General features: G+C 73.1%; 21 protein-coding genes and 1 pseudogene. 12 read left to right on the top strand and 10 right to left on the bottom strand.

Translation table 11 applies throughout. From position 1 onward, the window contains the following. Positions 1-157: 157 nt before the first annotated feature. The 5 genes from ACFZBT_RS13460 (at position 158) to ACFZBT_RS13440 (ending at position 4,784) form a co-directional block, all read left to right on the top strand. Positions 158-724 (top strand): TerB family tellurite resistance protein, encoded by a 567-nt coding sequence (locus ACFZBT_RS13460; RefSeq protein WP_391102273.1) that lies wholly within the window; start codon positions 158-160, stop codon positions 722-724. Positions 725-872: 148 nt separating this feature from the next. Continuing rightward, positions 873-2,570: a penicillin-binding transpeptidase domain-containing protein gene (locus ACFZBT_RS13455; protein ID WP_391102270.1), complete on the top strand. Its 1,698-nt coding sequence runs from the start codon at positions 873-875 to the stop codon at positions 2,568-2,570. Positions 2,571-2,670: 100 nt separating this feature from the next. Further along, entirely contained in the window at positions 2,671-3,603 is a 933-nt protein-coding gene (bla, locus tag ACFZBT_RS13450; RefSeq protein WP_391102339.1) for a class A beta-lactamase, read from the top strand. Positions 3,604-3,639: 36 nt separating this feature from the next. Then, positions 3,640-4,002, top strand: coding sequence for a DUF952 domain-containing protein (locus ACFZBT_RS13445; protein WP_391102268.1), 363 nt, complete (start codon positions 3,640-3,642; stop codon positions 4,000-4,002). 101 nt (positions 4,003-4,103) lie between these two features. Further along, positions 4,104-4,784 (top strand): DUF4328 domain-containing protein, encoded by a 681-nt coding sequence (locus ACFZBT_RS13440; RefSeq protein WP_391102336.1) that lies wholly within the window; start codon positions 4,104-4,106, stop codon positions 4,782-4,784. Here ACFZBT_RS13440 and ACFZBT_RS13435 read toward each other — a convergent pair. The 5 genes from ACFZBT_RS13435 to ACFZBT_RS13415 all read right to left on the bottom strand — a co-directional run bounded on the left by ACFZBT_RS13435 (position 4,781) and on the right by ACFZBT_RS13415 (position 8,395). Next, positions 4,781-6,199 carry an alpha/beta fold hydrolase gene (locus tag ACFZBT_RS13435; protein ID WP_391102266.1) on the bottom strand — a complete coding sequence of 473 codons (1,419 nt, stop codon included), beginning with the start codon at positions 6,197-6,199 and terminating at the stop codon, positions 4,781-4,783. The two genes, ACFZBT_RS13440 and ACFZBT_RS13435, sit on opposite strands and share 4 nt — an antisense overlap. A gap of 187 nt (positions 6,200-6,386) precedes the next feature. Then, positions 6,387-6,911: a hypothetical protein gene (locus ACFZBT_RS13430; RefSeq protein WP_391102264.1), complete on the bottom strand. Its 525-nt coding sequence runs from the start codon at positions 6,909-6,911 to the stop codon at positions 6,387-6,389. Beyond that, complete coding sequence (locus tag ACFZBT_RS13425; protein ID WP_391102262.1) at positions 6,895-7,386, bottom strand: sigma-70 family RNA polymerase sigma factor; 492 nt, start codon at positions 7,384-7,386, stop codon at positions 6,895-6,897. The genes ACFZBT_RS13430 and ACFZBT_RS13425 overlap by 17 nt, the downstream gene beginning before the upstream one ends. Next, complete coding sequence (locus tag ACFZBT_RS13420; protein ID WP_391102260.1) at positions 7,383-8,006, bottom strand: class F sortase; 624 nt, start codon at positions 8,004-8,006, stop codon at positions 7,383-7,385. The genes ACFZBT_RS13425 and ACFZBT_RS13420 overlap by 4 nt, the downstream gene beginning before the upstream one ends. After that, positions 8,003-8,395: a sortase-dependent protein gene (locus ACFZBT_RS13415; RefSeq protein ID WP_391102258.1), complete on the bottom strand. Its 393-nt coding sequence runs from the start codon at positions 8,393-8,395 to the stop codon at positions 8,003-8,005. The genes ACFZBT_RS13420 and ACFZBT_RS13415 overlap by 4 nt, the downstream gene beginning before the upstream one ends. A 273-nt stretch (positions 8,396-8,668) precedes the next feature. Here ACFZBT_RS13415 and ACFZBT_RS13410 point away from each other — a divergent pair. The 4 genes and pseudogenes from ACFZBT_RS13410 to ACFZBT_RS13395 all read left to right on the top strand — a co-directional run. Next, positions 8,669-8,906: pseudogene (locus ACFZBT_RS13410) on the top strand (FAD-dependent oxidoreductase); the annotation flags it as partial. Between the two features lie 109 nt (positions 8,907-9,015). Beyond that, entirely contained in the window at positions 9,016-10,362 is a 1,347-nt protein-coding gene (locus tag ACFZBT_RS13405; RefSeq protein WP_391102255.1) for a hypothetical protein, read from the top strand. Between the two features lie 48 nt (positions 10,363-10,410). Further along, complete coding sequence (locus ACFZBT_RS13400) at positions 10,411-11,640, top strand: AAA family ATPase (protein WP_391102253.1); 1,230 nt, start codon at positions 10,411-10,413, stop codon at positions 11,638-11,640. Next, on the top strand, positions 11,637-12,905 hold the full coding sequence (locus tag ACFZBT_RS13395) for a VWA-like domain-containing protein (protein ID WP_391102250.1): 1,269 nt from the start codon (positions 11,637-11,639) through the stop codon (positions 12,903-12,905). The genes ACFZBT_RS13400 and ACFZBT_RS13395 overlap by 4 nt, the downstream gene beginning before the upstream one ends. Before the next feature lie 4 nt (positions 12,906-12,909). Here ACFZBT_RS13395 and ACFZBT_RS13390 read toward each other — a convergent pair whose 3' ends face one another. The 4 genes from ACFZBT_RS13390 to ACFZBT_RS13375 form a co-directional block, all read right to left on the bottom strand. After that, positions 12,910-13,548 (bottom strand): response regulator, encoded by a 639-nt coding sequence (locus tag ACFZBT_RS13390; RefSeq protein ID WP_391102247.1) that lies wholly within the window; start codon positions 13,546-13,548, stop codon positions 12,910-12,912. Then, positions 13,545-14,747, bottom strand: coding sequence for a histidine kinase (locus ACFZBT_RS13385; RefSeq protein WP_391102245.1), 1,203 nt, complete (start codon positions 14,745-14,747; stop codon positions 13,545-13,547). The genes ACFZBT_RS13390 and ACFZBT_RS13385 overlap by 4 nt, the downstream gene beginning before the upstream one ends. Positions 14,748-14,752: 5 nt before the next feature. Continuing rightward, positions 14,753-16,951, bottom strand: coding sequence for an MMPL family transporter (locus ACFZBT_RS13380; RefSeq protein WP_391102243.1), 2,199 nt, complete (start codon positions 16,949-16,951; stop codon positions 14,753-14,755). Positions 16,952-17,073: 122 nt separating this feature from the next. Then, positions 17,074-17,961 (bottom strand): amidohydrolase family protein, encoded by an 888-nt coding sequence (locus ACFZBT_RS13375; RefSeq protein WP_391102240.1) that lies wholly within the window; start codon positions 17,959-17,961, stop codon positions 17,074-17,076. 259 nt (positions 17,962-18,220) lie between these two features. Between ACFZBT_RS13375 and ACFZBT_RS13370 the strand changes: the two genes are divergently transcribed. Further along, positions 18,221-18,769 carry a DUF1062 domain-containing protein gene (locus tag ACFZBT_RS13370; RefSeq protein WP_391102238.1) on the top strand — a complete coding sequence of 183 codons (549 nt, stop codon included), beginning with the start codon at positions 18,221-18,223 and terminating at the stop codon, positions 18,767-18,769. Between the two features lie 77 nt (positions 18,770-18,846). Here the strand turns inward: ACFZBT_RS13370 and ACFZBT_RS13365 are convergent, their stop codons facing one another. Then, entirely contained in the window at positions 18,847-19,353 is a 507-nt protein-coding gene (locus ACFZBT_RS13365; protein ID WP_391102236.1) for a hypothetical protein, read from the bottom strand. A 148-nt stretch (positions 19,354-19,501) separates the two neighbouring features. Here ACFZBT_RS13365 and ACFZBT_RS13360 point away from each other — a divergent pair, with 148 nt between their 5' ends. Together ACFZBT_RS13360 and ACFZBT_RS13355 are read left to right on the top strand one after the other, a co-directional pair. Then, the gene (locus tag ACFZBT_RS13360) at positions 19,502-20,212 is read left to right on the top strand and encodes an AAA family ATPase (RefSeq protein WP_391102233.1); all 711 of its coding nucleotides are present in this window, start codon (positions 19,502-19,504) and stop codon (positions 20,210-20,212) included. Positions 20,213-20,264: 52 nt separating this feature from the next. Further along, positions 20,265-21,608, top strand: a complete 1,344-nt coding sequence (locus ACFZBT_RS13355; protein WP_391102230.1) for a BTAD domain-containing putative transcriptional regulator — start codon at positions 20,265-20,267, stop codon at positions 21,606-21,608. Position 21,609: the final 1 nt, after the last annotated feature.

The following is a 21,609-nucleotide window of genomic DNA, read 5'->3' as shown; positions in this document are numbered from 1 at the left end:
TTTCGGCCGTGGGAGAGCCGTGAGCGTGCCGTGAGAGAAGTGGCAGATGAGGGAAGGGTGGGCTTTGCGGAACCTTTGCCCGCGGGCCGGGCGTTGACCCGGTGAGCGCGCGGGAGCGGGTTCGCGAGATGACTCCGACTATTACCGAGGTGACTCAATGGCAGTGTGGGACAAGCTCAAGGACCAGGCCAAGGCCTTCCAGCAGGGCCAGAGCGGGCACGGCACGTCCGGCGGCCACGGCGCGACCGGCGGGCACGGCTCGGGTTCGCGGTCCGGCGGTGGCAGCAAGGCCCAGCTGGTCGGGCTGTTCAAGACGCAGCTCGGGTCGCTGAAGAACGAGCTGAAGAGCGGTGCGTACCGGGACGCGAGCATGGCCATGTGCGCCCTGGTCGCGGCGGCCGACGGGCAGGTGGATCCCTCGGAGCGGCAGCAGGTCGAGTCGATGATCCTCAGCAACGACGTGCTGCAGAACTTCCCGCCGGAGCAGCTGCGCCAGCGCTTCAACAAGCATGTCGACCAGCTGACGATGAACTTCCAGCACGGCAAGACGGAGGCGATGCAGGAGATCGCCAAGGCCGCCAAGAAGCCCACCGAGGCCAGGGCCGTGATCCAGACCGGCATGGTCATCGCCGGGGCCGACGGCCACTTCTCCCAGGCCGAGGCGACGGTCCTGCGCGAGGCCTGCGCGGCGCTGGGGGTGTCTCCGGCCGAGTTCCAGCTCTGACCTCTGCCGCATGGGCGAACCGGCTCACCGGCGCGGTGGCCTTCGGGCCGCCGTGCCGCTGAGGAACCGTCACCAGTTCCGGTACGGATCGACGTGGGACCGACCGAGGTCTTGGACAGGTGGCCCACACCGCTGCTGTTGTCGGCGCATGGACTCCTTCTCCGACAACACCGGACATTCCGAGAACACCAGACCCGCGGGGTACGCGAGACGCACCGGATACGCCGGATACTCCGGATTCAACCGGAGTCGCGGCCCGCGCCGGAACGCCGTACGGGCCGTCGCCGCGGGAGCGGTGGTGCTGGCCGTCGCCGGGGGCGGGGCGTACGCGGCCGGCCTCGGGCCCTTCGCCCGGGACACCGGGCCCGACCCCGCCGCCCGGAATCAGGCCCGCGCGTTCCTCGCCGACTGGGCCGCCGGCCGACTGCCGAGCGCGGCCGCCCGTACGACCAGCCCCGGCGCGGCACAGCGCGTGCTGGACAGCTTCACCGCCGGACTGGAGATCACGAAGCCCGCGCTCAAGGCCAAGGCGGCGACCGAGGCGGAGGACGGCACGGTCACCGTCCCGTTCACCGCCCGGATGCCCGTCACCGGCCTGGGCACCTGGACCTACGAGTCGAAGCTGCCCCTGCGGCAGCGGAGCGACGGCACCTGGAAGGTGGACTGGGCGCTGTCCGTCGTCCACCCGCGCCTGAGCGGCACCGACAAGTTCCGCCTCGAACGGGAGGAGTCCGAGCCGCCCGAGGTCGTCGACCGCCAGGGGACGGCCCTGTCCGGCGACGAATTCCCCTCCCTCGCGCCCCTCATGACCCGGCTCGGCCCCGACGGCAGGGAGACCGGCGCGCGCGGGGCGATCCACCTGGTCGACCGGACCACCGGGGACGTCGAGCGCACGGAGGTCACCTTCGGCGCGCGCACGGTCCGGGACAGGGGACCCGTCCGCACGACCCTGCACGCCGGCTGGCAGTCCGCCGCCGAGCAGGCCCTCGCCGCCCACGCCGAGGGCAGGAACGCCGCGCTCGTCGCCCTGCGCATCGACGACGGCGAGATCCTGGCCGTGGCGAACTCCCCGGCCTCCGGCTTCAACCGCGCCCTCTCCGGCACCTACGCTCCCGGCTCCACCTGGAAGATCGTCACCAGCAGCGCCCTGCTGCTCAAGCACGCCGTCGAACCGGACGACGTGGTCGACTGCCCCCAGTACGTCACGGTGGGGAAGCGATTCCAGAACGTGGAGCTCTCCCGGCATCCGGGCGCCACCTTCCGCAAGGACTTCACCGAGTCGTGCAACACCGCGTTCATCAGCCTGCGCGACCGGCTCTACGACGGGGAACTCGGGGATGTCGCCCGGAAGTACTTCGGCGTGGGCCAGGAATGGCACGTCGGGGCACCCACGTACGACGGCTCGGTGCCGGCGCCGACGGACGAGACGGAGAAGGCCGCCTCGATGATCGGGCAGGGCCGGGTGCAGGCCAATCCGCTGCTCATGGCGTCCGTGATCGCGACGGCCGTGTCCGGCACCTTCCACCAGCCCTCGCTCACCGACGGCAACGAGAACCGGACGAACACGACCCCGCTCCCGCGGGACGTCGTCACCGAGCTGCGCGCGCTGCTGCGGGCCACCGTCACCGGCGGCACCGCGAAGGTCCTCGCCGATCTGCCCGGCGAGATCGGCGCCAAGACCGGCACCGCCGAGGTCTCCGACGCGCAGGCCAACAACGGCTGGCTCGTCGCCCACCGCGGCAACGTCGCCGTGGCCTGCGTCGTGGAGGAGGGCGGCACCGGCGGCGGCTCCGCCGGGCCCATCGTCCACAGCCTGCTGGCCGCCGCCTCCGACGATCCCGAGTGAAGGAGCCCCGAGTGAAGGAGCCCCGAGTGAAGGAGCCCCAGTGAAGGCCGCACCCCGTATGTCCGTCGACGGGCCCCCTATGTCCGTCGACGGGCTTCCTATGTCGTCGTCCCGCCGCGCCTTCCTGGCCGCGGCATCCCTCCTCCCGCTCGCCGCGTGCGGCACGGGCGGCACGGGCCGGGAGCGGGACACCGGCCGGGCGGGCAGTACCTCCACGACCGGCCCGCACGCCCCCGCACCTCCCGTCCGCCGTGCACGCCTGGCGGATCTGGAGCGCGAGTACGGCGCCCGCGTCGGCGTCTACGCCCTCGCCACCGGCACCGGCGCCACCGTGATCCACCGCGCCGACGAGCGCTTCGCCTTCTGCTCGACCTTCAAGGCACTGGCCGCGGCGGCGGTCCTGCACCACCGCTCCCTGAAGGGCCTGGACCGGCGCGTCACCTACACCCAGGCCGACCTCAAGTCCACGTCGCCGGTCACCGGTAAGCACGTGGCGACCGGCATGACCCTCCGCCAACTCTGCGACGCCGCCGTCCGGTACAGCGACGGTACGGCCGGGAACCTGCTGCTGCGCGACCTCGGCGGCCCGGCGAAGCTCACCGCCTATCTGCGCGAACTCGGCGACAAGGTCAGCCGCATGGACCACCACGAGCCCGAACTGCACGACGTACGACCCGACGACCCCAGCGACACCACCACCCCCCGGGCGATCGCCACCGACTTCCGCGCACTGCTCCTCGGCACCGCCCTGCCCGCCGGCGAACGCGCCCTGCTCACGGACTGGCTCTCGCGCAACGCCACCCCCGTCGGCGCCCGGCGCATCCGGGCCGGGCTCCCCAAGGGCTGGGACGTGGCGGACAAGACGGGCACGGGCAACTACGGCAGGGCCAACGACATCGCCGTGGTCCGCCCGCCCCGCACCGAGCCGCTCGTCCTGGCCGTCATGACCGACCGGCCCGGCTACGAGGCCGAGCCCTCGGACGCCCTGATCGCCGAGGCGACCCGGAGGACCGTCGCCGCCCTGGAACGGTGACGGGGCTGCACGGGGGCTGGGGGCTATAACGGGGCCATGATCTATCACGTCGTACCGCTCACCGTCTGGAACACCGCCCCCGGCCCGAGTTACGCGCCCGACTCCCTCGCCGAGGAGGGCTTCGTGCACTGCTCCCCGGACGAGCCGACCACGCTGGCCGTCGTCAACGCCTTCTACCGGGGCGCACCCAGGCCCCTGCTGGTGCTCGCCCTCGACGAGGCGCGCCTCACCGCGCGGGTGGAGTTCGAGGCGGCGGCCCCGGCCCCGCCGCCCGGAGTCGCCGAAGACGTCCTGTTCCCGCACGTGTTCGGCCCACTCGACCGGGACGCCGTCGACCACGTCCTCGAGGTGCGGTGGGACGAGGAGGGCCGGGCGACGGGACTGAGCCGAGGGGACTGAACCGACGGGACTGAACCGACGGAACTGAACCGACGGAACTGAACCGACGAACTGAGTGCGACCGGACGACCGGTGATCGAGTACGACAAGATGACCGGGTGATCGAAAAGGATTCCCCGCTCCCCGTCCCGGCCTCCGACCCGCGCCCGCTCCGGGGCGCGGCCCGCCTCGCCGTCGTCGCTCTCGCCCTCGCCGGAGTCGCCTGGGCGGCCCGGGCGGTCTGGCACATCCGGCTCGCCATGGCGGGCGAGCCGGCGTCCGGCCCACCCGACCAGGGCGACGGCGTCCACCGTCCCCTGAACGCCCTGGAGAACTCCTACCACCTGGTCGACTCCGTGGGCGGCGCCGTCACGGCGGTCTGCGCGATCGTGTTCCTGCTCTGGCTGGACCGCCTACGGGACAACGCCCGGTCCCTCTCGGGCGCGGAGCCGCGCTACCACCACCTCTGGCTCTTCCTGGGCTGGATCGTGCCCGTCGTGAACCTGTGGATACCCCGGGGCATGGTCGCGGACGTCCACCGGTCGGTCTTCCCCGACCGGCGGCTGCCCGCCGTCGTGAACTGGTGGTGGGGCCTGTGGCTGGCCGGTCTGGCCGGCGGAGTCGGCCTGATCTACGCCGACTCCACCGACGAGGTCATCGCCCGCGCCTACAACGGCGTCTGGCCCCTGCTCGCCGCCGACCTGGTGATCGTCGCGGCGGCCGCGACCGCCGCCCTCATGGTCCGCACCCTCACCGCGGCACAGCAGGAGCGCGTCGACGAGGTCGCGCGGACCGACTCCTAGTCCCCGTCGGCCGGGTCGGCCGCGGCGCAGGTGCTGCCGTCGTGCGGGACCTTCAGGGCGACGAGGTAGCCGTCCATCGCGTCGCGGGTGCAGTCGCTCCGGTCGTAGACGCGGTGTCCCGCGCCCTCGTACGTCAGCAGGACGGCTCTGCCGCGGGTCTGGCGGCGTACCTCCGCCGCCCAGGAGAGGGGGTTGGCCGGGTCATGCCGGGAGTGCATCATCAGCAGCTTCGGGGCCTTGGAGAGGCGCAGATCGTGCTGTGGATTGTTCACCCGCTCCGGCCAGCCGACGCACCCGGCCAGCGCGGCGTGCACGCGGGGCGAGCCGCGCATGTGCGGTGCCGCCTGCCGCTCGGCCGCGGTCAGGCGCGCGAACTCCCGGTGGTCGCGCGGCCGGAACCGCCAGTCCTGGCAGAACACCGCGGCGAAGGGCTCCGCCTTCAACGGCTGACCGGTCTCCGGCGGTTCACCTGGCGCCGGTGTCTCCGGCCGTTGCGCGTCGAGTCGCGCCACGAACGTCGCCGCCTCGGCCCAGTCCGGTCCGTAGAACATCTTGAAGACGCGCAGAGCGATCTCGCTCGCGTCGAGGGTCCGGCCGGGCTGCTCCGGATCCCGGATCCCGCCCCGGTCGGCCCGCTCCAGCAGTCCGTCCCAGACGGCGGGGACGTCGCGCCCGTGCAGGGCGCACGAGCGAGCACGGTCACACCACTTCACGAACTGCCGCCAGGAGTCCTCGGCGGACGTCGCCGAGGAGACGAGGAACTCCCGGGTGCCGGTGATGCTGTGGTCGACGTTCGCGGTGAGGGACATGGCACGGATCCGGTCGCCGTACAGCTCCGCGTACTGCTCGCCGATCAGCGTGCCGTAGGAGTGGCCGAAGAAGCTGATCCTCCGCTCGCCCAGTGCCTTGCGCAGGGCCTCCATGTCGTGGACGACGGACAGCGTGTCGGCGTGGTCGAAGAGCGGGCCGGTGTGGCGGCGGCAGTCCTCGCGCAGCTCGCGGTTGTAGGCCGCCAGCCGCTCGAACTCCCCCTGGTCGCGCGGATACACGGACGGCCGCGCGTCCAGCAGCTTCTTCGAGCACATCACCGGCCGGCTGCCGCCCACGCCCCGCGGATCGAAGCCGACGACGTCGAATCTGGACCGCAGTTCGGCACTGAGCTGGGCCTCGGCGCGCGTCAGCGTGTAGTTGACGCCGGAGTCGCCGGGACCTCCCGGGTTGACCAGGAGGACGCCGACCCTGCGGTCCGGGTCGGTCGCCTTGCGGCGGGCCACCGCCAGGTCGAACGTCTCGCCCTCCGGCCGGGACCGGTCCACCGGCAGCCGCAGCGTCCCGCACTCGGCCGTCTCGTGATCGGGGCAGGGCTTCCAGTCGATCGCCGTCGGCGAGGTCGTGCGGGTATCGGCCTCCGCCACACCTCCCCCCGACAACAGTGCCCCGGCTACGAGCGCTCCGGCTAACCCTCTCGACAACGAACGCACGAAGTTCCTCCTGTCGGCCATGCGAGGGAGCGTGGCAGCAGGCCCGGACGCACCACAACGCTCTCCGGCCCGAATCAGGGAAGGGCCGGGGAACGCACGGACAGGGACTCGGGGTTGCCCCCTACTGATCCCTCAGCCCGGTCGGCGGGACGTCCCGCGCCGGGGTCGGTGTGGCCGACGGGGTGCGGGACACGGCCGTGGGGCGTGTGGTTTCGCGGGGGTTGTCCGTGCGCGGGGCGGCCGTGTCAGGGGCCGGGATCTCGGATTCCGAGGACGGCACTGAGGACGGCACGGAGGACGACGCGGTCGGGGAAGGGGCCGGGGACGACGGCGGGGTGGGACCGGGCGTCGTCGCGGGCGGCGGGGCCATCGGGATCGTCGGGGAGGCCGGGCGGTCCGTGGCCGTGAAGCGCAGGGGGAGCGCGATGAGGGCGGCCACCGCACAGCACACGCCGGCTCCGGCCGCGGTGCGCAGGAGACGCCGACGGCTCGCCCTGCGGCGGACGGCGTCGTACTGGCCGGGTGGCGCGCTCAGGTAGTCGGGGGAGGAGGGGCGCAGGATCACGGCGAGCGGGTCGTCCGGGCCGAACCCGGCCTCGCCCGGCTCCCCCGGCTCACCCGGGTCGTCGTCAAGGCGTGTGGTCAAGGCTTCTCCTCAGGTGGACGCGGAGCAGTTCCCGGGCCGCGTGCAGGTCGGCCTTGACGGTTCCTTCCTTGCGTCCGGTCAGCGCGGACACCTCCCGGATCGGCATGTCAGCGTAGTAGTGGAGGAGGATCGGCACCCGGAGTCGTTCCGGGAGCGACTGGACGAGCAGCCGCACCGAGGGGTCGGCCTGCTCGGGGTGGGGCCGTACGGCGGCTTCCGTGGTGACGCGGTGCAGGGCCCGGCGCTCGCGCTCCAGTTTGCGCCAGTGGTCCCGGACGAGGTTGGCCGCGGTGACGTAGAGGAAGCCGCGGGGCTCCTCCACGGACGTCCAGCGGGCCCAGAGCCGGGTGAACGCCTCCGAGGCGATCTCGTGGGCCGTCCCGTCGTCGTCGACGAGCCGGCGGCACCAGCCGGCGAGGCGCGGGTAGAGGGCCGCGAACAGTTCGGACGCGGCCTTCTCGCGGGACCGTTTCAACGCTCTCCAGAGGTCGGGGACTCGGTACCGCTCAGCGCGGCGAAGACGATCACGTTGTCCGCGTATCCGTCGCCGGTACGCGCTCCGCCGCACGTGATCAGCCGCAGCTCCGGGCGGTCCACGTTCCCGTAGACGTCGTCCGCCGGGAAGTCGGTTTTCGGGGTGGTCCGTACGGCCGTGACGGCGAACTCCGCCGCCGTGCCGTTCTCCAGGCGCGCCACGATCCGGTCGCCCCGGCGCAGCCGGTCGAGCCGGCGGAAGACGCCGTCGCCGTACGCCCCGACCGTGACATGGCCGAGGATCACCGACGGCCCGGTCCGGCCGGGGGTCGGCGAGTGCCGGTACCAGCCCGCCCGGTCGTCCGCCGTGATGGGCGGCACCTCCACCGTGCCGTCCGGTGCCAGGCCCAGCCGGATGACCGGCGTGTCGACGCCGATGGCCGGGACGAGCAGCCGGACGGGAACCGAACGGGCCAGGGGACGCGCCCCTTTGACCGGCTCCGCCCGGGGCCTTCGCCGTCGTCCGGGGGTGGTGCCGTGGCTCCCGCAGGCCGTCAGCAGGGCCGTCGGCAGCGACGCCAGTGCCGCGGTCGTGAACGCGCGCCTGGAGAACGCGGTCATGCCCCGGTCGCCCGGCGGCGGCGGACGACGAACACCGCTCCGCCGCCCAGCGCGAACGCCGCCGCCGCGCCCGCGCCGATCGCCGTTCCGTCGCTCCCGGAGGACGAGGACGCCGGAGTCACACCGGTGTCGGGTGCGCCGCCCGGCCGGACGGAGACCTGGTCCTCGGCCGGTGCCCGGGTCGGCTCGGGCTTCGGGGTGGCGCGGGTGCTGTCCGTCGCGGCCGGAGCCCGGGTCGGTTCGGCGCCGGCCTCCGGCTGGGTGGTGCTCGGCGGGGTGGCCGAGGGGATCGGGCTCGGGGTCTTGCCCCCGTCGGCGAACGCGGGCCCGGTGCCCAGCAGTACGGCGGTGCCCGCGAGGGCCAGGGCGCTCAGGACGGTTCGGCGCATGGAATCGCTCTCCTTCGTCGGTCCCGCCCGGTGGTCGGCCGGCGGGGTGGGTGACGGGTCGTGCGGAGAGACGAGGCGGGCCCACGGCAGGTTGTAAAGAGATGGCAAAGTCCGGTGCGGGTGTGCGAGCGCCGACGGTTGACCTCGCAGGTGCCTCGTAGTGGACTGGCAGGACCGTGAAGGGATGGCCCGTTGACCTCCTCACCCGTCCTCCCCACCGTCCCCCGCACCGCCGACGTCGTGATCATCGACGGCGGTGTGATGGGCACGAGCATGGCCGGGCTCTACGAGGTCACCCCCGACCAACGCCCTGATCGGCCGCTCCGGCGAGATCGTCAACTTCCTCTATGCCACCGGCTTCTCCGGCCACGGCTTCCTCCAGGCCCCGGCGGTCGGGGAGATCGTGCGCGACCTGTACCTGGACCGGACGCCCTGTGTCGATGTCGGCCCGCTCAGCTCCGACCGCTTCCGGGCAGGGGCGGGGATCCGGCCGGAGTCGCACGTGGTGTGAGGCGTGGGAAATTCCGTCGCGCGGGCGAGCGAGGGCCGTTAGCATCCGTCGCGATGACGACTCACTCCGAGAACAGATCGGGGGTCCCGTCCGCGCAAGGTGAGTGCTGATGCTCACCGACCTCGCGAACGGGGACACCCCGCTTCCCTCAGGCCCGCTTTCCTTCTGGCCGCGCGTGCGCGAGTTCGCCGTGCCGCCCTCCATGATCGAGACCGCGACCGCCCGGCGGCAGGCCGGTGACTGGGCGGGTGCGTGCGCCGCCGCCGGTATCGACGTAGACCTCCAGCCACGTGCCGTGGCCCGGGCCCACGGCGGAGAACTCGCCGCCCGGCTCCGGACCGACCTGCGTCACCTGGCGCCCGACCTGCTGCGCTGGCACCTGCCGAGGATCGCCCCCGACGGGCTGCTGCGGCCGGGGCTGACGATCGGCCTGGCCCGGTACGACACCACGGGCCCCGCACCGCTGCAGCTCGTGGTGCGGACACCACCGGCCTGGGCCGGCGCCGGTCAGCGGCTCAGCCTCGCCCTGTGGGACGCGTCGGACCCGTCCGACCGGCGCCATCCGCATCCCCGTCCCAGCAGACGGTTCCGTCTCGACCTGCATCGGCATCTGTGGGATGCCCGCCGGGTGGGGGAGCTGCGGGTGCGGGCGGGGGCGGATCTTCCCGCCACGGACGGTCGCCCGGCGCCCGGGCCGCTGCCGTACGGCCATGGCTGCGCGGTCGACCGATGGGCGGCCGAGGCGGAGATCCTGCTGCGTGCCGAGGGCCGGCCGACCGGCAGGGTCGGTGTCCGGCTCGGGGCGCGCGACCGGCTGGTCCTGGACGTGTCCGACGGCACCCCGGTGGTGAAGTCGCACGCCCCCGACCCCGCACTGCCCGTCCTGCCCGACGCGGCGACCTGGGTGCTGCCCGACCTGGAGCTGCTCCGGGCCGGGCAGATCGACCCCGGGCGGCTGCATCCGCTGGTCGCCTCGGCGCTGGGGGTCGAGCGGACCGGCACCTCCAGGGCGCCGGAACAGGCGGGTGATCCACGGCAGGTGGAGTGCAGGGGCGCCCGGCACACCATCGGCCTGGTCGGCGGCGCCCTGGCCGCCCTGGACCACACCCCGGACGAGATCCGGCGCGAGGAACTGCTCGCCGCCCTGGGCGGACCACCCCTGCCCTGTCTCCAGGCCGTCGACCGCGCACACCGCCGCCCCGACTGCCTCGTCGGCGTGCGCGAACGCCTCCGGCACGGCGATGTCACCGGGGCGCTGGCCGCCGTGGAGAGTCTGCTGGGCCCCGAAGCGGTGCTGCGCGACGGCCCGCTGCGGGACGCGCTGGAGACGGCCGCGCGGCGGCGGGTCGCCCACGGGCTGTTCCGGGCGGGCCTGGACGGCCCCGCGCCCGGCAGCCTGCGCCCCTGGGACCGCCGCCGCTCCCGCGACCACGGTCCGCACCCCCGCCACATGTGACCTGGCCCCGCCCTTTTTCAGAACCTCCAGACCCAAAGGTGATCACCCATGCCCACACGCGGCACGCCCCTGGCCGACACCACCGCCCGGCTCGACATCGCGGCCGACCTGCTGACCCTCCTGCGCGACACCACCACCGAACCCCGCCCCGACACCCAACTGGAGGCCCTCACCCTGGCCGTGGCCGCTGACCTGCCCGTGCTGCTGTGGGGAGAGCCGGGCATCGGCAAGACGGCCGCCCTGAATCAGCTCGCCGACGCCCTGGACCTGCCGCTGACCACGGTGATCGCGAGCGTGCACGAGCCGTCCGACTTCTCGGGGCTGCCGATCGTCGGCGACGACCCCGCCGAGCAGGGCGTGCCCCTGGCCCCGCCGGACTGGGCGGTACGCCTGGTGCGGGCCGGCCGGGGGCTGCTGTTCCTCGACGAACTCTCCACCGCTCCGCCCGCCGTCCAGGCCGCCCTGCTCCGGCTCGTGCTGGAGCGGCGGATCGGCGCGCTGCGGCTGCCGCCCGGCGTGCGGATCGTGGCCGCCGCGAACCCGCGTTCCTCGGCCGCCGACGGCTGGGAACTGAGCCCGCCGCTCGCCAACCGCATCGTCCACCTCCAGTGGGCGCACGACACCGACGTCGTCGTCCGGGGCCTCGGCGGGACCTGGCCCCGGGCGACCCTGCCCCGGCTCGACCCCGGGAAGCTGCCGGACGCCGTGGCCTTCGCCCGCCGTGCCGTGTGCGAGCTGCTCGCCGCACGCCCCGGGCTCGTGCACCGGCTGCCCAGCGGGGAGACGCGGCGGGGCGGGGCCTGGCCGTCGCCCCGCAGCTGGGAGATGACCCTGCACCTGATCGCCTTCGCCACCGCGGCCGGCTCCTCCCGTGACGTGCTGTCCCTGCTGGTCCGGGGCACCGTCGGGGACGGGCCGGGACTCGAACTGCTGGCGAGCCTGGACCGGATGGACCTCCCGGACCCCGAGACCCTGCTGGCCGACCCGGCCGGAGCGGTGTTGCCCGAGCGGGGCGATCTGCGCCAGGCCGCGCTGGACGCCGTAGTGGCCGCGGTTCGCAGCCGCCCGGAGCGGCCCCGCTGGGACGCGGCGTGGGCCCTGCTGGTCAAGGCGGTGGAGAGCGGGCCCCCGGACGTCGTGGTCGTCCCCGCGACCACGCTCGCCGCCCTGCGCCGGGAGGACTGGGACGTACCGGCGGCGATCGAGCGCCTGGCAGGGGTGGTGTCGCTGTCGCGGCGGGCGGACCGGACCAAGGCCGCGTCGAAGGCGGCCCGATGACGACGGACCTCTCCGGCGCGACCGGCACCCTCGACCGGGACAAGCTCTTCACGGCCCGTCTGCACGCCGCCCGCGTCCGCCCCTACCTCGCGACGGCCCTGTTCGCCCTGCATGTCGTGGAGTCGCGCCGGGTGCCGACGATGGGCGTCGACCGGCACTGGCGGTGCTACGTCTCACCGGTGTTCGTGGACCGTACGCCCGTCGAGGAACTGGCCGGAGTGTGGGTGCACGAGGTGTCGCACCTGCTGCGCGACCACCACGGCCGCAGCGACCGGGTCGCCCGGGAACGAGGGCTGAGCGGACCGGGGGAGCGGCTGCGGATGAACATCGCCGCGGACTTCGAGATCAACGACGACGTCTACGGCGACGGCCTCGCCCGCCCCGAGGGAGCCGTCGAGCCGGGTGATCTGGGGCTGGCGGAGGGCGAGTTGATGGAGGAGTACCTCCGGCAGTTCAGCATCGGCCCGCGCATGCAGGACCTGGCCTGGCTGGACTGCGGCAGTGGCGCCGACGGCCGGGGCCGGGAGTGGGAGTTCGGCCCGGACGGCGCGCACGGCCTGAGCGAGCAGGAGCGGGACGCGGTCCGCTTCCGGGTGGCGCAGGGCATCACCGGCCGCCCGGGCAGCGCCCCGCAGGGCTGGCGGCGCTGGGCCGAGGAGGCCTTCCACCCACCCCAGCCCTGGCGGGAGCTGCTGGGCGCGGCGGTCCGCTCGGCCGCGTCCGGCTCCGGCGCGGGCGAGGACTACACCTACGGGCGGCCCGCCCGGCGCTCGACCGCGCTCCCCGGCATCGTCCTGCCGAGCCTCCGCCGCCGCCCACCTCGGGTGTCGGTCATCATCGACACCTCCGGTTCGGTCAGCGACGCCGAACTGGGCAGCGCGCTCCTGGAGGTCGCCGAAATCGCCCGGGCCGTTGGGGGACGCCGCGACCTCGTCACCGTCGTGCCCTGCGACGCCTCGGCCGGACTCGCCCGCCGCCTCTGCCGCGCCGAGGGCATCCCCCTGACGGGCGGCGGCGGCACGGACCTCCGCGCCGGCTTCACCCGCGCGCTGCGCTCCCGCCCCGCCCCGGACGTCATCGTGGCCCTCACCGACGGCCAGACGCCCTGGCCGAGCACCCGGCCTCCGTGCCGCACGGTCGTGGGTCTCTTCCCTCGCGGCTACGAGGCCCAGTCCTACGACGACCAGCACCACGGCGAGTCCGACCCGGAGTACGTCCCGGACGCGCCACCGGAGTGGGCCCGGGTCGTGGACATCGGCTCGTGACGGCTCAGGGCCGCCGCAACAGCCCCCTCTCCATCGCCACCACCACCGCCCGCGTACGGTCGTTGACGTCGAGCTTGGCGAACAGCCGCAGCAGATGGGTCTTCACAGTGGCCTCGGCGATGACGAGCCGACGGCCGATCTCGGCGTTGGTCAGCCCGTCCGCGACCGCGTTCAGGACGTCCGCCTCGCGGGCCGTGAGCGGGATCTGCGCGGGCTGGCGCATCCGGGCGACCAGGCGTTCGGCGACCCGGGGCGCGAGCACCGTCTCGCCGCGCGCCGCCGCGTGGATGGCGTCGGCCAGCTGCTCACGGGTGGTGTCCTTCAGCAGGTAGCCGATGGCCCCGGCCTCCACCGCGCGCTCGATCTCCGCGTCCGTGTCGTACGTCGTCAGGATCAGCACCCGGGTGCGGGGGAAGCGCGTCACGATCTCGGCCGTGGTCGCCACCCCGTCCAGCACGGGCATCCGCAGGTCGACCAGGGCGACATCGGGCGCGTGGCGCTCGACGAGGCCGAGGGCCGCGCGGCCGTCGCCCGCCTCGCCGACGATCTCGATGCCGGACTCGGAGGCGAGCAGGGCCACCACTCCGGCCCGCATGACGGTGTGGTCGTCGACCACGATGACGCGCAGCGGTCCGTCGCTCATGCGGAGGCCTCTCCCGCTTCGGCCGTCAGCGGTATCAGCGCCAGCACCCGCGTCCCGTCCCCCAGCGAACTCGTCACCGTCAGCCTCCCGCCCAGCTCCGCCAGCCGTTTGCGCATGCCGTCCAGGCCGAAGCCCGACGACTCCGCCACCACGAACCCGGTCCCGTCATCGGTGATCTCCAGCTCCACCCCGTCCGGCTGCCGGGCCAGCACCACGCCGACCGTGGAGGCACCGGCGTGCTTGCGTACGTTGGCCAGCGACTCCTGGGTGCAGCGCAGCAGCGCGATCCGGGTCTGCTGGTCGCACTCCAGGTCCGCCAGTTCGGCGTCGACGGTGAGGCCGGTGTCCTCGGCGAAACGGTCCAGGGTGCGGCGCAGGGTCTGGGCCACCGAACCCGCCGCCTGGCCGGGGCGCTGGGGGGAGCCGACCAGCTCCCGCGCCTCGGCGAGGTTCTCCCGGGCGGTGGACTCGATCGACCGCAACTGCTGGGCGCTGCGGGCCGGTTCGGAGTCGAGCCCGGCCCGGGCCGCCTCGGCGAGCACGATGATCGACGCGAAGCCCTGGGCGAGGGTGTCGTGGATGTCCCGCGCCAGCCGCTCCCGCTCGTCCGCCGCGCCCTGCCGCTGATGCGCCTCGGCCAACCGGGCCTGGGTCTCCTCCAGTTCGGTGATGAGCCGGGCCCGCTCGGCGCTCTGCCCGACCACCGAGTGCGCCCACAGCCCGATCAGCACCCCCACGGCGACGACGAGCACCGTGGAGACGAGCGTCTCGGTGAAGAACTCCACGGTCCAGCCGTCCTGCCGCAGCACGCTCGCGACCAGGGTCGCGGCCGTGGCCAGCCCGAGGAACACCACCGAGGCCCTCGGCGTCCGACCGAACAGCCAGTAGTGCGGCAGCGTCACCATGAACAGCCCCGCGTAGTTGCCCCGCAGATACGCCAGCCCGCCCAGCGCGACCACCAGCACCGACAGATACACATGCGGTCGTATGACGGGGTTGGCCGGAAAGCGGTACAGGACCGCGTAGGACACCACCACCCCGCCCAGCAGGGCCAGGGCGACGTACTTGCTTCCGCCGGGCCGGTCGATGGCGACCAGTCCGACGGCCATCACGGCGAACAGCAGCCAGCACACCGCGTTCCAGCGGCGCAGCGACGTGGTCCAGAAGGCGTCGGCGGTGGACTCGGCGACAGCGGTCATGAGGGTCAACGTACGTCGGCCACCGCACGAGCGACGGGGCTTTTCTCCGGGGCCGACGTCGCCGTGGGCCGCGAGGGCCACCAGCTCGACTCGCCCAGCAGCAGCATCGCCGCCGGCAGGACCATGACCCGGACCACGAACGCGTCGATCAGCACGGCCGCCGCCAGCACGAACCCGATCTGCTTCATCTCGATGATGTGCAGGAAGACGAAGCTCGCGAACACGGTCGTCATCACGACCGCGGCGCTGGTCACCACGCTCGCCGAGGAACGGATCCCGTCCAGCACCGCCTGCCGCGTGGGCACGCCCGCGAGCGCGGCCTCCCTGATCCGGCTCACCACGAACACCTGGTAGTCCATCGACAGCCCGAAGAGGATCACGAAGAGGAAGAGCGGGACACGCGAGCCGATCGACCCGGTGGAGGTGAAGTCCAGCAGCCCCTCGGCCCAGGTCCCCTGGAAGACGAGGACCAGCAGCCCGAGCGCCGCCGCCGCCGACAGCAGGTTCAGCGCGACGCCGATCAGCCCGAGCACGACCGAGCGGAAGGCGTACACGGTCATCGCGAACGTCACCAGCAGCAACGCGCCCAGCACCAGGGGCAGTTTGCCGTTCTGGTGGGCGGGATAGTCGGCGTAGCGGGCGACGTCGCCGCTCACGCCGTACTCGGCGCCGCCGATCCGGCCCACGGTCGCGGGCAGGAAGTCGTCCCGGAGCCGGTCGAGGGAGTCGTAGGCCTCGTCGGAGTTGCCGAGGTACGGCACTTTCAGTTCGAGGGTGCTGGTGCGGTCGTCGGCAGAGGTCCGGATCCGCGACGCCCCGGTGAACAGCCGGTCGTCCTCCGCCCGCCCGGCCACCTCCTTCAGCGCGGCGACGACCTCCGCCGACCGCGAGGCAGCGGCCCGCACGACCACCTGATGGGTCACCCGCTGCTCCGGGAACGCCTCGTTGAGCCGGTCGTACACCCGCATCGCCGGGATGTCGCGGGAGTGCGTGTCCCGGCTCATCTCGGTGATCTTCAGCCCGGCAAGCGGGACGACGAGGGCGAGCAGGGCGAGGACCGAGACGCACAGGGTGGCCAGGGGATGCCGGGCCGCGGGACGCAGCAGGGCGCTCCACACGCGGCCGCCGCCCCGCTCACCCCGCACCCGGCGTACGGGCTTTCCGCGTTCGGCCCGCCGCCGCGCCCGGCGCTCCGCCCGCCGCCCGAGCTTGACGAGCAGCGCGGGCAGGGCGGTCAGCGAACTCGCCACAGCCACCAGGACCACCACGATCGTGCCGGTCGCGAGGGAGGAGAAGATCACGTCGGAGGCGAGATACAGGGTCGCCGTGGAGGCGACGACCGCCATCCCGGAGACCACCACCGCCCGGCCCGAGGTCGCGGCGGCCAGCTCCACCAGCGCCTCGGAGGAGAGCCGTCCGCCGGAGCGGGCCCGTTCCTCCCGCTCGCGCTTGAGATAGAAGAGCGTGTAGTCGACGCCGACCGCGAGGCCGATCATCAGGATGACGTTCGTCCCGATCCCGGCGTCGGGCGACACATGCGAGACGACCATCGACAGGCCGACCGCCGCCGCGATCGACGACAGCGCCAGCAGCAACGGGACCCCGGCCATGGTCACCGACCCGAACACGACCAGCAGCGTGAGCAGGGTGACGGGCAGGGTGATCGCCTCGGACAGCGCCAGGTCGTCACTGCGCTGCTGGTCGACGCCCTTGCTGACGGAAGGGCTTCCGGTCTGTTCCAGCAGCAGGCCGGGGTGGCCCTCGCGCACCGCGTCGGTCTGCGCCGCGAGCGCGTCGACCTTGTCCTTCGCGTCCCGCTCCTCGCCCTTCAGCGACACCTCGACCATGAGGATCCGGCGATCCTCGGAAAGCAACGGGTCGGCCACGCCCGCCACTTCCGGCAGCCGCCGCATCCGGTCGGTGAGATCGTCCGCGGCGGCCCGGGCCGCGCCCTGGTCGAGGGCACCGCCCCCACGGGCGGAGATCAGCACCTGCTCGGCGGCCTGGCGCTCCAGCCCGGCCTCGGCGGCGAGGGCCTCGGCCCGCCCCGCCTCCCCGACCCGGTAGTCCGCCGTCTTCGCACTGTTCGTGCCGACGGCACCGCCGGCCCCCAGACACAGCGCCACGAACACCAGCCAGCCGGCGATCGCCCGCCAGGGGTGCCGGGCGCTCCAGCGCGCCACCCGCACAGTCAATGAGTTCATGCCCAAAAGGGTTGCTGAGCAGGGCAGTTGCCGGACAGAGGCACTCGGTTGAACCTGCCGTCCACCGGTCGGTGGACCCGGGCCCTGGGGAAAACCCCACGCTCCTCGGCCCTGGGCGGCCCTCAAAGGCCGAAGAGCTTCGCCCCGTTGTCATGGCACACGGCCCGCAGCCAGTCCTCCCCGAGTCCCAGCCGCTCCAGCACGTGGAGTTGGTGCGCGTACGGATAGGGAATGCTGGGGAAGTCGGAGCCGAGCAGGATCCGGTCGCCGAGCGCGGCCAGCCGGGGCAGGGCGCGGCGGGGGAACGGCATGAATCCCTCGCTGAAGTCGGTGAACGCCATCGTCGTGTCCAGCCGCACCTCCTCGTACCGCTCGGCGAGGTCGAGGAACTCCTCGTACTCGGGCATCCCCATGTGCGCGACGATCAGCCGCAGCCGGGGGTGGTCGGACAGCACCCGGGCGATCGGCCCTGGCCCGGTGTACTTTCCGGGCGCGGGCCCGGACCCGCAGTGGATCACCACGGGGATCCCGGCTTCGGCCAGCACGCCCCACGCCGGCCGCAGCAGTGCGTCGGCCGGGTCGTACGCCCCCACCTGCACATGCGCCTTGAACACCCGCGCCCCTGCCGCCACGGCCTCACGGACGTACGCCTCGACCCCCGGCTCGGGGAAGAGGGTCGCGGTGTGCAGACAGTCGGGCGTACGCCGCGCGAAGTCCACCGCCCAGCCGTTCAGCCAGGGAGCCATCCCGGGCTTGTGCGGATAGAGCATCGCGGTGAAGGCCCGCACGCCGAACCCTCTGAGGATCTCCGCCCGTTCGGCTTCCGCCTCCCGATAGGTGATCGGCCATTCCAGCCCACCGGTGAGCGGCCCGAGCGCGTCGAAGTACTCCCAGACCTTCCGCAGGACCCGCTCCGGCATGAAGTGCGTGTGCACGTCGACGAGGCCGGGGAGCCCGAGGCGGCTCCAGAAGCGGCGGATCTCGTCGGCCTCGTCACGGTGATCGTTCATGGTGCTCACGATCGGGGTGGGTGGGGTGGTGGGGCCAGGGCTTTGTGCGAAGGGGCCGTGAGGGATCCGTTGAAGCCGGACGAAATCCAGTAGAGCGGCGCCACTGTGCGCCATTACCGTGCTGCCGACCCAAGTCGCTGAGCAAGGACGTGCCGTTGTACACCGCGTGAGACCTCCCGAGAGCTGATCTGTCGCGCGTCGCGCTTGTGCGCCGCGCTGCCTTTTGCTGCGGATTTCTCACTGGAACCGGTGTACTTCTGTGCTCGAAAACTGGGTGGTCATGCCCACCTGCCTGCCGCTCGTCCAACGCCGTTGCCATACGTGCGCGTCCGAACGCTTCCGGGCGAACGGCAAGTTCCGTGTCAACGCCCACCACAAACTGCTCGACGCCTGGCTCCTCGTGCTCTGCGCCGCGTGCGGGGAAACGGCGAAGCTCACGGTCCTGGAGCGTATGAATGCGCGCTTCGTACCACCCGGGTTGCTGACCCGGCTGCACGACAACGACCCCGTCCTGGCAGCCGAGTTGCTCCAGGATCCTGTCGTGCGGCGCCGCAATCGCATCGCCCTCGACTGGGACGACGCCTGGCGCCTCGACACCGGCGGATCGGATCATCTGGACCGCGAGGTGATCGACGTAACGGTCCACTTCGCGGCACGGATCCCGGTCCGGCCGGTGCGGCTGATCGCTGAGGGCTGTGGTCTTTCCCGGGCCGAGGTCGAGAGGCTGATCGCGGAGGGGAGGGTCGTCTCGGCGGTCCGGCTGAGCGGCAAGCTCTCCGGCGACTTCAGCTTCACGCTCAAGCGCTGAGCGGTCCCCCGGGCCAGGGCGCCAGGGGCCTGTCCGGCACGATCCGCCGGAGAGGCCCCGCCCCGTAGGCCCCCATCTCAGTCAATACGGGCGCACAGGTCGTCCGTGGTCCCCCGGACGAGATGTACGGCCTTGTATCCGGTGGCGCTGATGTCCATCGTGTAGACGCCGTCGACGATGTACAGGCCGCGCGGCAGGGTGCCCCGGCCCTCCCCGACACCGACGAGCACCGGCCCGTGCACGGCCCAGAGTTGTGAGCCGTCGGGCCGGTACTCGACGAGGGCCGAGCCGCTCGCGTCGGCGTCGTACGCGGCGCCGGTCTCGGTGTTGGTGACGCGGATGACCAGGTCTCCCTTGTAGGCGACCCGGCGCTCGGAACCGTCGGGGTGGGTGCTCAGGACGCGCCGCACCACCTCGTCCACGACGGGCTCGCCGTGCACGGGGAAGTCGCAGCGCACGCCGGCGGCGACTTCCCAGGGGGCGGAGGGAGAGGGCTCCCAACCGTTGTGCGGCTCGGCGGACGCGGGCTGCGTCCCGAGCAGCGCGGCGGCGAGGGTGAGCGTCACGAGGGCGGTTCGGCGCATGGTTCTCCCTGGTCGGAGGGGTGGAAGGAGGGCTTGCCGCAAGAGCGTGCGGGGCGTGCGCCAGTCTGGCCCCGGCCTCTGACCAAAGCCTCACCATCCTCGGCGTGGACACGGGGGTTCCTTCCGCGTCCTGGGCGACACTGGCCGGGTGATTGTCGAACGTGCGTACGCCCACCTCTCCTCGTACGACGAGGACACCTGGCCCTGGTCGGTGCCCTGCGTCCGGCAGCTGCTCGACGAGGGGCTGCGCTTCACCGCACCGGTGACCTTCCTGGTCGGTGAGAACGGCTCGGGGAAGTCGACGCTGGTCGAGGCCCTGGCGGAAGGGTTTGGACTGGACTCCTACGGCGGCTCCCACGACTGGCGCTACGCCTCTCCGCGCGGCAAGTCGGCGCTCGGCGAGCGGATCAAGTTCGACGCGGCCTCGCGCGGGCGCCGTATGGTCACTAGCTGGTCGGCCCGCAAGGGCTTCTTCCTCCGGGCCGAGACCGCGCTGGACGCGCTCGGCAGGGAGGGCTTCTCACCGGACTCGGTCAGCCACGGCGAGGGATTCCTCGCGGCGTTCCGCGGGAAGTTCGTGCACGCCGGGCTCTACGTTCTCGACGAGCCCGAGGCGGCGCTCTCCTTCTCCTCCTGCCTCGAACTGATCGGACACCTCGACCGGTTGGCCAAGGAGGGCGGCCAGGTCATCTGCGCCACGCACTCCCCGCTGCTGACCGCCCTGCCGGGCGCGGACATCGTCGAGGTCGGCGCACACGGCCTGCGCAGAGTCGCCTGGCAGGAGCTCGGCGTCGTGGACCACTGGCGCCGCTACCTCGCCGACCCGCACGCCTATCTGCGGCACATCGTCGAACCGTAGGCGGCGCTCCCCGGAGCGTTGTGCGGATCAGCCCCTAAGCTGCCCGGTACTCATGGAATTCCAGCTGCTCGGTCCGTTCGCCGCCCGCCACGAGGGACGGCCGGTCCTGGTGGGCAGCCGTCGCCAGGAGCGGTGCCTGCTGGCGGTCCTGCTGCTGCACGCGGGCCGTGTCGTCGCGACCGAACGCCTCATCGACCTGCTGTGGGACGGCGACCCGCCCGCCTCCGCCCGCGCCACGGTCCACACCTACGTCGGACGGCTGCGCGCCGCGCTCAAGCCGTACGGGGTGACCGTCGGGACCCGGCACGACGGGTACGCCGTTGAGCCTGGCCGACATCGCGTCGACGCGGAGGAGTTCACAGCCCTCCTCGGGCGCGCGGCCGCCGCCGGGGACCCCGCCGAGCGGATCCGCCGCTACGACGACGCCCTCGGACTGTGGCGTGGCGACCTGCTCGCGGACGTGGCCGACGAGCGGCTGCGGACGCGGCTGGGCGGCAGGCTCGCCGAACTGCGGCTGTCCGCCGTGGAACAGCGGGCCGAGGCACAGCTCGCCATGGGGCTGCACGACCGGGTCGCCGCGGACCTGACACCACTGCTCGACGAGCACCCGACGCGTGAACGGCTGGTCGCCGCCCGGATGACCGCCCTGTACCGGACCGGCCGCCAGGCCGACGCACTCCGGCTGTACGACAGCACCCGCACCCTGCTGTCGGCCGAACTCGGCATCGAACCCAACCGCGACCTGCGCACCCTGCACGAACGCATGCTGCGTGGCGACCCCCGGCTGGACCGGCCACCCGGTCCCGTCTACGCGGTACGGGTCGGCGACCAGTGGCTGCCGTGGAGTACGAGCGGACACCCCGCGCTGGAGTTCTGCAACACCTACGCCGGCTGGGGCGGGGACCCACTGCCCGGGTCGGACTGGCTGCGGGGCTATGCCGCACTCGCCGTATGGGCCGGGCATCTGGACCTGATCGAGGAGTGGACGGTCGCCCGGCTGCGGGAACAGGCCGTACGCGATCCCGCCGAGGCCGACGCCGCGCTCGACGAGGCCCGGCGGTTCCGTACCGACCTGTACGCCTGCCTGACCGATCCGCAGGACGGCCGGGCCTTCAAGGCGGTGGCCGGGGTGGTGGAGGACGCCGCGCGGCTCTCGGTCTTCACCCGGGGCGACGACGGCCTGGGGCGCTGGCGGCCTTCCCCCTCCGCCGGGTTGCGCCTGCCCCTCCTCGCGGTGGCGCGCAGCGCGGCCGAACTGCTCGCCGACGCCCGCCGCTTCACCGTCCGCGCCTGCTCCAGCCCGGACTGCGGCTGGCTGTTCCTCGACGAGAGCGGGCGGCGGAGGTGGTGCAGTCTGGCGACCTGCGGTGCGAAGCGGACCTCGGAGGTCCGGTGAC

The sequence above is a fragment of the Streptomyces sp. NPDC008137 genome, assembly GCF_042957035.1.
In the GTDB taxonomy this organism is placed as follows: Bacteria; Actinomycetota; Actinomycetes; order Streptomycetales; family Streptomycetaceae; genus Streptomyces.
The sequence above is the reverse complement of the archived record's forward strand: the minus strand, read 5'-3'. Positions and strand labels throughout refer to the sequence as shown.